Here is a 13,282-nt window from a genome sequence, read left to right as displayed (position 1 = left end):
TCACTTGCCCAGAAACGCCTTGGTCCGTTCCAGCGCGCGCAGGATGTTCTCTTCGGAATTGGCGTAGGACAGCCTGATATAGCCTTCACCGAGAACGCCGAAATCAGGTCCGCCGATCAGCGCCACGCCGGCATCCTCGAGCAAAGCCGAGGCGAGTTTCTTCGCCTTCCAGCCGGTTTTTGAGACATTAGGGAAGGCATAGAAAGCGCCTTTCGGCGTGATGCAGGAAACGCCTGGTAAGGCGTTCAAGCCTTCGACCACGACCTTCCTGCGGCGGTCGAAGGCGCGCATCATCTTGTCGACGTCGTCCTGCGGACCGTCGATGGCTGCGATGCCGGCATACTGGCTTGGCGCATTGACGCAGGACCAGCAATTGACCGCCAGCTTGCGCACCTTGTCGTAGAGGTGGGCGCCCTTGTCGCCGTTCGGCCAGATCGACCAGCCCATGCGCCAGCCGGTCATCGCCCAGGTCTTCGACCAGCCGTTGAGCACGATCAGTCGGTCGCGGATTTCGGGGAAATTGAGCAGCGAGAAGTGCGTCTCGCCGTCATAGGTCATCACGTCGTAGATCTCGTCGGAGAGGATGGCGACGTCCGGGTGCGCTTCCAGCCCCTTGACCAGCTTCTCGATCTCGGCGCGGGGGGTGACCCCGCCGGTCGGGTTGGCCGGCGAGTTGAGGATGAGCAGCCTGGTCTTCGGCGTGATCAGCGCCAGCGTCTCCTGCGCCGAGAAGGCAAAGCCGTTCTCCTCGCGCATCGGCACTGGTATCGGAGCAGCACCGGTGAACTCGATCATCGAGCGATAGATGGGAAAGCCAGGATCGGGATAGAGGATCTCGGCGCCCGGTTCGCCGAACATCAGGATAGCGGCGAACATGGTCGGCTTGCCGCCGGGCAGGATCATCACCGCCTCGGGCGACACCTCGACGCCGGTTGTGGTCAGCGTGCGGCGCACCACCGCTTCGCGTGTCGCCAGCAGGCCGTTGGCCGGCGTATAGCCGTGGTGGCCGTCGCGCAGCGCCTTGATCGCGGCCTCGACGATGTGCTGCGGCGTCTTGAAGTCGGGCTGGCCGATGCCGAGATTGACGATATCGCGGCCCTGATGGGCGAGCGCGGTGGCACGAGCCAGCACCGCAAAGGCGTTTTCCTCGCCGAGACGATCGAAGGCCGAAATCGTGTGGAGCATTTTTCCCGTCCCTGTGGTTCTTTCACCGAGCGAGCGTTTTTGTGAGCGTCCTTTCGCAAAAGTCAAACGGATTGGAGCTTTGGGTGTCGGAAAATCTCAAGAATTGGCAACCGCGCCCGTGGCCGGAACGCAAGGTGCTGGAGGGGCGCACTGTCAGGCTTGAGCCGCTGACCTCCGAAAAGCATGGCGACGGCCTGTTCGAGGCGTCGTCGGTGCCTGATGTCGACGGCCGCTTCGCTTGGCTGCCCGATTATCCGCCGCAGACCCGCGCCGCCTTGCAGCCGTGGCTGGACAAGGCCGAAGCCAGCGAGGACCCGCTGTTCTTCACCGTCATCGACAAGGCCAGCGGCAAGGTCGCCGGACGCCAGACGCTGATGCGCATCGACCCTGCCTATGGCGTGATCGAGATCGGCAACATCTATTGGGGTCCGCTGATCTCGCGCAAGCCGGCGGCGACTGAAGCGCAATTCCTGTTCATGAAATACATCTTCGACGAGCTTGGCTATCGCCGCTACGAATGGAAATGCAACAACCGCAACGAGCCGTCGAAGCGCGCGGCGGAGCGTTTCGGCTTCAAGTTCGAGGGCATTTTCCGCCAGCATCTTGTGGTCAAGGGCGAAAACCGCGATACCGCGTGGTACTCGATCATCGACAAGGAGTGGCCGGCACTGCGCAGAGCCTATGAGGCATGGCTCGATCCGGGCAATTTCGACGGCGACGGCCAGCAGAAGCGACGGCTCGAGGATTTCCGCGCCGAGTTCGGCGCCTGACCATGATCCAGGACCACGATCCCGAAAAGTGAAGGCCGAGTTTTCGGGCAGGATCGTGGTCAAACAGGAAGGACCATGATCCCGAAAAGTGGAAGCCGGTTTTCGGGCAAGATCATGGGCAAACAGGAAGACAGAGCCTCCATCCCGATTCTGCCGGGATGGATCAGTTCTGACAGGAGTTCGCAGGTGGCGCATACCCACGACCATGGTTCGCAAGGGCATGACCGCAGCCACGGCGTCGGTCATGTGCACGGCTCGACCGACAAGAAACGCGTGCTGATCGCCGCCTGCCTGACCGCCGGCTTCATGGTCGTGGAAGCGCTTGGCGGTCTCTTGACAGGATCGCTGGCGCTGCTGGCGGATGCTGGCCACATGCTCGCCGACTGTATCGCGCTCGGCCTTGCCTGGTATGCTTTTCATCTGGCCGGCCGGCCGGCCACGGTTCGTCTCACCTACGGGTTCGGCCGGGTCAAGACGCTGGTCGCCTATACCAACGGCATCGCCATCTTCGCCATTGCGCTGTGGATCATCTATGAGGCCTGGGAACGCCTGCTGACGCCTGCGCCCGTGCTCGGCGGGCCGATGCTGGTCGTTGCGATCGCCGGCCTGCTGGTCAATATCGGCTGCATCTTCGTGCTGCATGGCGGCGACCGCGACAGCCTGAACATGCGCGGTGCCATCCTGCACGTGCTCGGCGATCTGCTTGGCTCGGCGGCGGCGATCATGGCTGCGCTGATCATCCTGGCGACCGGCTGGACGCCTATCGATCCGATCCTGTCGGTCCTTGTCTCGCTGCTGATCCTGTCCACAGCCTGGTCGCTTATGCGTGAAGCGGCCCATGTCCTGCTCGAAGGCGTGCCGGCGAGCCTCGATCGCGACCTGATCGCCAGCGACATAGAAGGGACGGTGAACGGCGTGCGCGAGGTGCATCACATGCATGTCTGGTCGCTTGACGGGTCAAGCAACATGGCGACCTTGCATGCTTGCCTCAACGATGGCGTCGATGCCCACAAAGCGGTCAGCGCCATCAAGAAGCGGCTTGCCGCGCATGGCATTGCCCACGCCACGGTAGAACCGGAATTCGGCCATTGCGCCGATGATAAGCACGATGGCGAGCACGACCATGCGCATGATGCGGCTCCGCATCATCGCCACTATCACTGATCCCAGGAGTTCCATGGCATGGTAACGAAGTTGACGAATCCCCGCCGTGTCGGGGCCGCGTGATGGATCGTGACACGCGCAATGCGGCGATCGGCGCACTGTGGGTGCTGCTGCTGTTCGGCATCGCCGCCTACTATTTGCCAACCGTGATGCTGGCGGTCGGCCGCGTGTCGACCATTCTTGCCGCTATTATTGCCGCTGTCTTCATGGTGGCCATTTTCGTCGTGTTTTGGCTGCGTGGCCGCAGCCAGCGCAAAAAGGATCATTGATATGCGTGTTTTGATTACCGGCGCGGCAGGCATGGTCGGCCGCAAGCTCATCGCCCGGCTGGCGAAGGATGGAAAGCTCAGCGGCCGGAAGGTCGCCGCGCTCGACCTTCACGACATCGTGCCGCCGCAGGCGCCGACACTGGATGGCGTCGACGTCACCATCCATACAGGCGATCTCGCCGCGGCGAGCGCGATGGAACGGCTGGTCGCGTCGCGCCCAGATGTGATCTTCCATCTCGCCGGCGTCGTGTCGGGCGAGGCGGAGGCCAATTTCGATCTCGGCTATCGCGTCAATCTCGACGGCACAAGGGCGCTGTTCGATGCCGTAAGACTGGCGGGATTTGCGCCGCGCGTCGTCTTCACCTCGTCGATCGCCGTGTTCGGCGCGCCGTTTCCGGACATTATATCAGACGAATTCCACCCGACGCCATTGACCTCCTACGGCACGCAGAAGCTGATGGGAGAAGCGCTGCTCGCCGATTATACGCGGCGCGGCTTCTTCGACGGCATCGGCATCAGGCTGCCGACCATCTGCGTCAGGCCGGGCAAGCCCAACAAGGCCGCGTCAGGCTTCTTCTCCGGCATCATCCGCGAGCCGTTGAGCGGCCAGGAGGCGATATTGCCGGTGCCGCGCTCTGTCGTGCACACCCACGCCAGCCCGCGCTCGGCGGTGAGTTTTTTGATCCACGCAGCAGGGATCGACGGCAGCGCCGTCGGGCCGCGCCGCAATCTGACGATGCCCGGCGTCGCCGTCACGGTCGGCGAGCAGATCGAGGCCCTGGAACGCATTGCCGGCGCCAAGGCGGTGAAACTGATCCGCGAGGAGCCCGACGAAACGATCTGGGCGATCGTCAAGGGCTGGCCGACACGGTTCGAGGCGCGGCGGTCGAGGGAGCTTGGCTTTGCCGCCGAAACCAGCTTCGACGACATCATCCGCGCCCATATCGAGGATGAGCTTGACGGGAAGATCGCGGGTTAGGTGTCGATATTCGGGCCAGCGGCAACACACAAAGTGCCGATCTCGGCGCTGCCCCTCACCTGCCTGCCGGCATCCTCTCCCCGTAAACGGGGCGAGGGGGCTGCCTCAACCTTGGCGATCCCCCTCTCCCCGTTTTTTACGGGGAGAGGGTAAGGGTGAGGGGCAGCGCCGACGCCCGGTAAGGTGAATATGGGACTGCGTCATCCACCAGCCGTCAGGCTTGCCGAAAGCAGCAGCAGCCCGAACAGGAAAACGAAGGCTGCGCCGCCGATCTCGACGATCGAGTGGATCCGGTTGCCCATGCGTCCGTCACCGGCGAAATACACCGCCCAGTTCTTGGCCGTCACCGCCAGCGTCGCCAGGATCGAGACGGTGATCGCGGTGCCGAGTGCCATCGCCAGCACCGACAGGATGCCGCCGAACCACAGCCCGTTGAGCGCGGCAAAGCTCAGCACGATCAGGGCGCCCGAGCAGGGCCGGATACCGACCGCAGCCACCGCCGACCAGGCGGTGCGCCAGTCGAAGCGGTCGCCGGAAAGCAGCGCCGGGTCGGGCGCGTGTGAATGTCCGCACGTCTCGCAGACTTCGCCCGCCCCATGGTGATGGTGCCCGCCATGGTGATGGTGCCCGCCATGGTCATGGTCGTGTGCGCCATGATCATGGTTATCGTGGCCGTCATGGCCATGTGCGTGAGGCGCATGCACTGAATGTGCATGTGCAGGATGGCCTGTTTGCGAATGGCCGGCATGGGCCGCCGAGAGGCTGTAGGCAGGGTTCGCGCCGAACAGGCGAAGGATGGCAGGGCCGGCCTTGCGCCACAAAAGCCAGGCGCCGAACAGGGTGACAAAGACAAAACTCGTGACTTCGAGGAACCATGCCGCGTCGGTCATCGATATGGTGGTGCCGCGCAGGACGAAGTAGGCGAGCATCATCACAAGGATCGCCGTCAGCGCCTGCAACAGGGCCGAGACGAAGGACAGCATGATGCCGCGCCTGAGCGCGACTTCGTTCGCGACCATGTAGGACGAGATCACCGCCTTGCCGTGACCGGGGCCGGCGGCATGGAAAATGCCGTAGGCGAAGGACAGGCCGATAAGCAGCCACAGCTTGCTGTCGTCCTCACGCATCGCCTTCATCGCACCGGCAAGCGCGCGGTAGAATTCCTGCTGACGCAGATTGATCCACATCAGGATGTGGGCAAACGGGCCGGTGGCGGGAGCTATCCCGTCATTGGTGCCGATGCCGAGCGAGCTCTGGGCGTGGGCGGAGCCGAGGACGTGCGTCATCACAAGGGCGGCGGCCAAAACGCCGAAAGCCAAACGCAGGGACGGTTTCGTCACCGGATTATCCTTTTGGCTGACAGTTCAGTTCAAGCTTGGTCGCAAATATCTTGCTCATATCGGTGCCTGTCGGATCATTGAAGAAGGCATCCGTCAGGTTCTTCTGGTTCGCGGCGATCGCCTCGTCGGGGTTCGGACGAACGACCTTGCTCGTGCATATCGACGGCAAGTCGGCAACCTGCATATTGGCATCCTCGGTGAAGTCGATCGCCGTGTAGAAGGTCGGGTCATAGACGCCGATATCGATCTTGCCGGCCAGCCTGGTCGGCGCCTTGGGTTCGGATTCGAACAGGATAATAAGCTGGTCGTTGTCGAAATTCGCCATCAGCTGCGGCGGCGGGCTCATCGCCTCATCCTTGCCGTCGACGGTGACGAGTTGGAAGTAATTGAACTCCGCCAGCGAAGCATGGACGGTATCGGCGACTTCCTTCAGTTCCTTGTCGTCGAGCTTCAGGTCGGAATTCTTGTCGAACTCCATCATCACCGTGCTCGAAAACAAATCGTCGAAGCGCCAGACATGGCGCAAGGCCTTCACACTTTGGTGATCCGGGCTGAGGATCACTTCGAGGCGAGCCTCGGCGAAGACGTGGGGATGCACGTCGGCTGGCCCGACCGTGGCAAATGTCGCCGCCATGGCCGAAGCCATCATGATTGCTTGCCGCTTCAGGTTCATTCTGGGTGGTGATTCCATCGACTTCGGTGACTGTTGAGAGTTACCAGAAAGCGGGCGAAAATGGGACCGCGGGCGGCTAAAAGCTCATGCATTGTCAATCGACTTGAACCACTGCACCAGGAAATCGACAAAGACGCGAACTTTCGCAGGCAAATAGCGCCGGTGCGGATAGACGGCGAAAATGCCGCCACCCGGCAGGATGCGGTCATCCAACGCGGTCACCAGCCGGCCACTTTCGATATCGGGCGCTGCGATGAAATCCGGCAGGACGGAAAACCCCAATCCCGCCACGGCGGCCGCCCTTGCCGCCATCGGACTGTTGACCTCGATCGGACCTGAGACCGAAACGGTCACCGTGTCGCCGCTATCGCCCTTGAACGGCCAGTTGGTCAGCCAGCGGCCATTGGTGTCGATGATGCAGGGCATGCGGCCAAGGTCCTGCGGCCGCGCCGGCATGCCGTGCCTGGCGATCAGCTCGGGAGATGCGCACAGCCGCACCGAGAACGGCGCCAGGCGCCTGGCGATCAGCGAGGAGCTTTCCAGCCGCGAAATGCGCACGGCGAGATCGAAACCTTCCTCGACCAGATCGACGAAGCGGTCGTCGAGATGAATGTCGAGCACGATGTCGGGATGCTGCTTGGCGAAGTCGATCAGCGATAGGCCGATCGGCGCGTCGGCAAAGGTGCGCGGCGCCGACAGCTTGATCCTGCCGCGCACGTCGCCGGAGGATTCACGCACCGCATCGGCCAGGCTGTCGACCTCGCGGACGATTTCCGAGGCGCGGCGGTAATAGGTGTGGCCGGCCTCGGTCAGCGAGAACTGCCGGGTGGTGCGGTTAAGCAGCAGCGCGCCCAGCTCGTCCTCCAACTCGCGCACATATTTCGACAGCAGCGCCTTGGAGCGGCCGATCTTGCGCGCCGCTGCCGAAAATCCTTCGGCCTCGACGACGTCGATGAAGGCGCGCATGCGGGTCAGCGTATCCATGTCATGCGCTCCTCTGGTGGGCTGAAAGGATGCGCGCGGCAAGCGCCATCAGCTGCCGGTCGCTGTTTTTCGGTCCGAGCAGCGAGAGGCCGAACGGGGGGCCGTCAACCAGGCCCAGCGGCAGGGTGATCTGCGGAAAGCCGGACAGACCGGAAAGACACAACAGTCTCAGCGCGCGTTCGCGATAGGTCTGCAAATCGTCGAATGAGGCGGCCTTGAGCGGGGCGGCACCTGGAGCGGTCGGCAGCACAAGAACACCGTCTTCGCCAAGCAGGCCGGCAAGTTCGCGACGAAACGAAACGCGACGTTCCGTTTCAAATTGTGCGGTTGCCGCGTCAATGGTTGCGCCATGCTCGAAGCGCTCCTTGACGCCGGGGCCGAGCATCCGATCGCTGCCGGCGATCCAGGCACCATGATTTTGCCAGGCCTCGTACCCCTGCAGCTTGCGGAAGCACCAATAGAGATCGTCGGTGGAATGCGACAGCGGGGCAACGGTGCGCGGTGCGCCCAGCACCGATGCGACGGCGCGGACCATGGCGCGATACTCGTCGGATTCCCGCGGGCCGAGCACGAGTCCGTCCAGCGCGTCCAGGACGAGGGGGTGCTGCAATTTGTGGTTGTGCGGATCGTCGCCGAGCAGCACCGCGCCGACCTTTTCGTAGGTGACCATGTCTCTGGCGAACCAGCCGAACGTATCAAGTGAAGGGGCCAGCGGCATGGCGCCTTCGAGCGAGATGCGGCCATGCGTGGTCCTCAGGCCGATCAGCCCACAAAAGCTTGCCGGGGCGCGGATCGAGCCGCCGGTATCGGATCCGGCGGCGATGTCGGCCAGCCCGCCGGCGACCGCGGCGGCGGAACCGGAGGACGAGCCGCCGGTGACGCGATCAGGTGCTGCCGGATTGACCGGCGACGGGAAATGCGCGTTCAGCCCCATCAGCGAGAAGGCCAGTTCGTCGGTCTGCGTCTTGCCGACGAAGCGCGCGCCCGAATCAAGCAGCGCCTGGACGGCCGGCGCTGTCGCCGAGGCGGGTGAAGCCTCCTGGTATTTCTGCGGATTGCCGCAGCCGGTGCGGTAGCCGGCGACGTCGTAAATATCCTTGACGGCCAGCCGCAGGCCGGCAAGCGGGCCGGATTGCGCATTGGATACAGGGATACCGTCGAGGTCGAGAAAAGCGTTCAGAGGGCCGCGAGTGCCTGTCATGCGTCCGATATCCGGATACAGTTGTTGCAACATTGTTCGAGGCTAGGAATTTTACAACCTGGCGTACGATTTTTATTGATTGTGAAATCCATCGACCTTATATCGCGCTTGCCCAAAGTCGCACGTGCCTGTGGGTGTCCGCCGATCCTCAAAATGGTGAGGGATATCGGTAAGGTAACTGGAGCTAACCCCTCCAGTCGGTTTAGCGGCCAACCGCCAGACCGAGGACACCTTGAAGCAACGACGGTGCGGGCCTTTCTGGTGTTCTGCCGGTCGTCCAAAGACCGGGGTTACTGAAGAGGCACACCTTCATTGCCGGCAGTGCGGAACGGGTTCTCCCAATCCAAGCCAAGGCAGACAAAGCGAACCGAGGCCGGGCAAGGCCAAGGTTCACCGCCGCGAGACGGCGCTTCATGGTTCCGGGGTCTCCACCGGCTGGTTCCATGGACTGACGTCCCGCCTTTGTCCACCGCGTGTTCGCGAGGTCGATGACCCGCGTCCCGCAGCCTTTGTGCGCGCCGAAAGGCGCTATGGAGAGACCCCGATGGCTACCCAGCGCATCCTTGACTTCCTCGCCACCCGACGTCCGAACGGCCCTTGCCTCGTCGTCGATCTCGACGTCGTGCGCGACAATTTCCGCGCCTTCGAGAAGGCGCTTCCCGATTCGAAAATCTACTATGCGGTGAAAGCAAATCCGGCGCCGGAAATCCTGCGCCTGCTTGCTGCGATGGGCTCGTCTTTCGACACCGCTTCCGTTGCCGAAGTCGAGATGGCGATGGACGCCGGCGCGCCGGCGGACCGCATCTCCTTCGGCAACACCATCAAGAAGGAGCGCGACATCCAGCGCGCCTATCAGCTCGGCATCCGGCTGTTCGCGGTGGACTGCGTCGAGGAGGTCGAGAAGATCGCCCGCGTTGCACCCAGCGCCCGTGTGTTCTGCCGTGTGCTGACCGACGGCGAAGGCGCCGAATGGCCGCTGTCGCGCAAGTTCGGCTGCGTGCCGGCGATGGCGGTCGACGTGCTGCGCCATGCGAGGGCGCTCGGGCTCGACGCCTATGGCGTGTCGTTCCATGTCGGCTCGCAGCAGACCGACCTGACCGCCTGGGACCGCGCGCTCGGCGACGCCAAAAAGGTGTTCGCTACGCTCGCTGACGAAGGCATTGTGCTCAAGATGGTCAATATGGGCGGCGGTTTCCCGACCCGTTACCTCAGGGACGTGCCGGTGGCACAGGCCTATGGCCAGGCGATCTTCTCGGCGCTGCGCAAGCATTTCGGCAACGCGATTCCCGAGACCATCATCGAACCGGGCCGCGGCATGGTCGGCAATGCCGGCGTCATCAAGTCGGAAGTCGTGCTGATCTCGAAGAAGGCCGACAACGACAATGTCCGCTGGGTGTTCCTCGACATCGGCAAGTTCGGCGGTCTCGCCGAGACGATGGACGAGGCGATCCGCTACCCGATCGTCACCGCGCATGACGGCACCGAGACCGCGCCGTGCGTGCTCGCCGGCCCGACCTGCGATTCGGCCGACGTGATGTACGAGAAGACGCCGTATCCGCTGCCCCTGTCGCTGACCATCGGCGACGAGGTGCTGATCGAGGGCACCGGCGCCTACACGACGACCTACGCCTCGGTCGCCTTCAACGGCTTCGAGCCTCTCCGATCCTACGTGATCTGACGGCTCGCAAGAGCCGGTCAGATCATCCGGCGCGGGCGACGAGATCGCCCGCTTCGGTTCGCCTGTGGAACAATCCGCTCGTGAAGGATCGCGGAAATGGAAATTGTGGATTTCATCGTTGATGGCGCTGTGAGCCGGCAAATCTCCCCCCTTGAGGGGGAGATGGCCGGCAGGCCAGAGGGGGTCGGCTCAGCTGTCGCGACCTCTCTTGGACTGTGTGGGGCTGGCGCTTCACGCGCGGCGACCCCCTCTGGCCGCTTCGGCGACATCTCCGCCTCGAGGGGGGAGATTGCCAGCGCTTTCGTCATCACCGCCGAAACCGCTGCTGACGTCCCGGCGCGCGAGGCCTTGCTCGATCGCGCCATGGGGCCGAAGCGCCGGAAGAAATCATCGGAAAAGCTGCGGCGCGGCCGCCGGCCTTCGGAAGGCCTGGCCTTTGTCGCACGCGACGCGTCGGGCGCCGTCACTGGCACCGTGCGGCTGTGGGATGTCGTGTTGGGCGAGGGCGGTAGGTCAGCGCTTCTGCTTGGCCCGCTCGCCGTCGATCCGACAATCAAGAATGCCGGCATCGGCTCGGCGCTGATGCGCCTTGCAATCACTGAAGCGGCGCGCCTCGGCCATGCGGCGATCCTGCTGGTCGGCGATGCGCCCTATTACGAGCGCTTCGGGTTCTCGGCCGATAAAACCGGCTCGCTGGCCATGCCGGGACCTTATGAGCGGCACCGCCTGCTGGCGCTGGAGCTGGTGGAAGGCGTGCTCGCCGGCGCGCAGGGCACGCTGAAGGCGGCGGGGCGCAAGCTGAAGGCACAGCGGCTGCCGCTGGCAGCCTGACGGATCGGAAACAAGCCGCTGCCATCGGGCGGCGGTTTGTTTCCATCCAGGTTTGGAGTGGATCAGCCGATCAACTGGCTCAGCGCCATGGCGACGCTCATGTCGCCTTCGACCTTTATCTTGCCGGACATGAACGCCATCGTCGGGTTGAGATCGCCTGATATCAGCGATTCCAGATCGTCGAGCGAAAGCTTTATCGTGCAGTCGGCCGGCGCGTCGGTGGTCGATACAGCAGCGCCGTCGATGACGATGACGCCGTCGCCTCCGGTATCGAATTTGACGGAACGATCGAACCCGGCACTCGCCACGCGCGCGCTGATCTTGTCGGCAATTTCCTGAACGCCCATGGCCGTTCTCCTCGTCTCGTTGCGTTTGTCGCACCCCATTGCACTTCGGTCTGGGGCACTTCGGTCTGGGGCACTTTGATCCGGCCCGAAGTCGCCGTCTTGCGCATTTCGCGATCAAGGTCGCCGGCGCATATAGCTTCGGGTTGACGTTTACGTCAACGCGGTTCCCGATATGACGATGGGTTTTATCGCCGCAGTGAAGCTGCGCTGTCCACACTGGCAGTTACAAGGTTTGCATCATTCAAACAGACGAGGACAGTGGCCAAGCCCGTCCCTAGCGTGGGCTCGCCTCATGCGCCACCGCGCGATCAGGGGGAAGGGGATGAACCCGTATCCGGGAGGCGAGGATCGAGACCCCAGATGGCGTTACAGTAGGGGATGTTCAGTCATGAAAATCAGAAGTCTGATCAAGCGTGCCGAGACGGTGGACAGGGCATTCAAGGAACTCGAAGCCGATTTGGCAGAGGCGTTCGATGAGTGTCTCAACCTGGACGACCAATCGCCGTTGGACAACGTTCCGGATGAGAATCTCGCGGCAAGGAATGACAACTCTCAGCCCGAGGACGATGCCGACACTCCCGAGATCGCACGGCGGCTGACCTCCCACACACAAACCCGCCTGGCTGCGCTGGATGCCGTTGAGGGGCTGTTTGACGATGCGCGGGAGTATCTGCAGGAAATCAACACCAAACTGTCGGAGATCGCGACCTCGCATCATCTGACCGGCGAATTCCTGAAGCTGCTTCACGGGGACATTCTTCGCGCCAACGAACTGGAACTGGCAAATGTCAGCCTGACCACGCAGCAAAGAGTGCTATCGGAGCAGTTCCACGATGCGACCAGAAAGCAGCGCGAGCGTGAAAGCGCCGTCGAGGCCCTGCAGCAGCGCGAGATAAGCCTGGCCGAGGACAAGGAGGCACTTCGCAGTGCGCTTGCTGCAGCAAAGCTGGAACTCGTCGTGGCAGGCAATGCGAGCGCAGAACGCGAAGCGGAGTTCGGCGACCTCGTCAAAACGCTTTCGGCCAGAACGGCCGAGGCCAACCGATGCGTACGCGAGAACGAGATATTGCGGGAAAAGCATGTCAGCCTGTCGATCGATTTCGACAAGGCGCTGAAGCGGGAAGCTGAGGCGCGGCACCGGCTGGACGAGCTCTCGACGATTCATGCCAGTGACGCGGCGCGACTTTCGGAACTGCTGGCTGCGCTCGGCAAGAGTGAACAAGAGGAGATGCGGCTGCAGAAATCGCTCGATATCGCGCAAGCGAAGCTGTCGGAAATGACGGACGCGGCCCGTATCATGGAAGGTGACAGGGAAGCCGAGCGTGCGCGTAGTTTCACGGAGATCGGCGGCCTGCGTTCTGAAATTCGCAACCTCCAATCACGATTTGAAGTCGCCTCGAACGAGAACAATCAAGCCGCGAGCGAGATCGCCAATCTCAAGGCTCAATGGAGCGACGCTGTCGCCGAAAAGCAAATTGCGGAGGAAAGGTTGTCCGTCCTCAGGAAGGAGAACGAAAACGACAAGATGCACCTCTCGACCGTGAGCGCGAATTTTTCGCAGCTTTCCCTGCAGCAGGCATCCGAACAGATACAGCTCGATGTCCAGAGGCAGGAATGCGAGGATCTGCGAGCCGAAGTCGCGGTGCTCGACGCCCGGGTCAAGGAATTGTTGCCCTATGAGCGTCTCCACAAGGTCACAAACGCCAAACCACATGAGAACGGCGTGGTCGAGATCACCGGTGTCGTGGCGGAGAAGTCACGCGCCACAAGCAGGCGGCGCGTCCGTACGAGCCTGCACGCCGCATCCTGACGCACGGGTGTCACTTGGCTTTACGGGAACAGACTGAAGGTCCGTTGTCGA

General features: G+C 62.9%; 13 protein-coding genes. 7 read left to right on the top strand and 6 right to left on the bottom strand.

Annotated elements, in window-relative coordinates; genetic code table 11:
- Positions 1-1,185 carry a pyridoxal phosphate-dependent aminotransferase gene (locus M727_RS0114120; RefSeq protein ID WP_027153227.1) on the bottom strand — a complete coding sequence of 395 codons (1,185 nt, stop codon included), beginning with the start codon at positions 1,183-1,185 and terminating at the stop codon, positions 1-3.
- Positions 1,186-1,268: 83 nt separating this feature from the next.
- Between M727_RS0114120 and M727_RS0114115 the strand changes: the two genes are divergently transcribed.
- From M727_RS0114115 to denD, 4 genes are all read left to right on the top strand, one after another.
- Positions 1,269-1,955 carry a GNAT family protein gene (locus tag M727_RS0114115; RefSeq protein WP_027153226.1) on the top strand — a complete coding sequence of 229 codons (687 nt, stop codon included), beginning with the start codon at positions 1,269-1,271 and terminating at the stop codon, positions 1,953-1,955.
- Positions 1,956-2,141: 186 nt separating this feature from the next.
- Entirely contained in the window at positions 2,142-3,119 is a 978-nt protein-coding gene (locus M727_RS0114110) for a cation diffusion facilitator family transporter (RefSeq protein ID WP_027153225.1), read from the top strand.
- A gap of 62 nt (positions 3,120-3,181) precedes the next feature.
- Positions 3,182-3,388, top strand: a complete 207-nt coding sequence (locus M727_RS0114105; protein WP_027153224.1) for a hypothetical protein — start codon at positions 3,182-3,184, stop codon at positions 3,386-3,388.
- A gap of 1 nt (position 3,389) precedes the next feature.
- Positions 3,390-4,367, top strand: a complete 978-nt coding sequence (denD, locus tag M727_RS0114100; RefSeq protein WP_027153223.1) for a D-erythronate dehydrogenase — start codon at positions 3,390-3,392, stop codon at positions 4,365-4,367.
- A gap of 200 nt (positions 4,368-4,567) precedes the next feature.
- Here denD and M727_RS0114095 read toward each other — a convergent pair whose 3' ends face one another.
- From M727_RS0114095 to M727_RS0114080, 4 genes are all read right to left on the bottom strand, one after another.
- On the bottom strand, positions 4,568-5,653 hold the full coding sequence (locus tag M727_RS0114095; RefSeq protein ID WP_084646734.1) for a nickel/cobalt transporter: 1,086 nt from the start codon (positions 5,651-5,653) through the stop codon (positions 4,568-4,570).
- Positions 5,654-5,711: 58 nt separating this feature from the next.
- Positions 5,712-6,380, bottom strand: a complete 669-nt coding sequence (locus tag M727_RS0114090; RefSeq protein ID WP_027153221.1) for a DUF1007 family protein — start codon at positions 6,378-6,380, stop codon at positions 5,712-5,714.
- Between the two features lie 84 nt (positions 6,381-6,464).
- On the bottom strand, positions 6,465-7,364 hold the full coding sequence (locus M727_RS0114085; RefSeq protein WP_027153220.1) for a LysR family transcriptional regulator: 900 nt from the start codon (positions 7,362-7,364) through the stop codon (positions 6,465-6,467).
- Between the two features lies 1 nt (position 7,365).
- On the bottom strand, positions 7,366-8,565 hold the full coding sequence (locus tag M727_RS0114080; protein WP_036262261.1) for an amidase: 1,200 nt from the start codon (positions 8,563-8,565) through the stop codon (positions 7,366-7,368).
- Between the two features lie 544 nt (positions 8,566-9,109).
- Here M727_RS0114080 and odc2 point away from each other — a divergent pair.
- Positions 9,110-10,243, top strand: a complete 1,134-nt coding sequence (gene odc2, locus M727_RS0114075) for an ornithine/lysine decarboxylase (protein WP_027153218.1) — start codon at positions 9,110-9,112, stop codon at positions 10,241-10,243.
- A gap of 267 nt (positions 10,244-10,510) precedes the next feature.
- Positions 10,511-11,074 carry an N-acetyltransferase gene (locus tag M727_RS0114070; RefSeq protein ID WP_027153217.1) on the top strand — a complete coding sequence of 188 codons (564 nt, stop codon included), beginning with the start codon at positions 10,511-10,513 and terminating at the stop codon, positions 11,072-11,074.
- Between the two features lie 62 nt (positions 11,075-11,136).
- Here the strand turns inward: M727_RS0114070 and M727_RS0114065 are convergent, their stop codons facing one another.
- Positions 11,137-11,421, bottom strand: coding sequence for an SCP2 sterol-binding domain-containing protein (locus M727_RS0114065; protein ID WP_023798033.1), 285 nt, complete (start codon positions 11,419-11,421; stop codon positions 11,137-11,139).
- A 388-nt stretch (positions 11,422-11,809) separates the two neighbouring features.
- Here M727_RS0114065 and M727_RS0114060 point away from each other — a divergent pair, with 388 nt between their 5' ends.
- A complete protein-coding gene (locus tag M727_RS0114060; RefSeq protein WP_027153216.1) occupies positions 11,810-13,231 on the top strand; it encodes a hypothetical protein in 1,422 nt (473 codons plus the stop codon).
- The last annotated feature ends 51 nt before the right edge of the window (positions 13,232-13,282 follow it).

The organism is Mesorhizobium sp. WSM2561, assembly GCF_000513915.1.
GTDB classification, from domain to species: Bacteria; Pseudomonadota; Alphaproteobacteria; order Rhizobiales; family Rhizobiaceae; genus Mesorhizobium; species Mesorhizobium muleiense.
The sequence above is the reverse complement of the archived record's forward strand: the minus strand, read 5'-3'. Positions and strand labels throughout refer to the sequence as shown.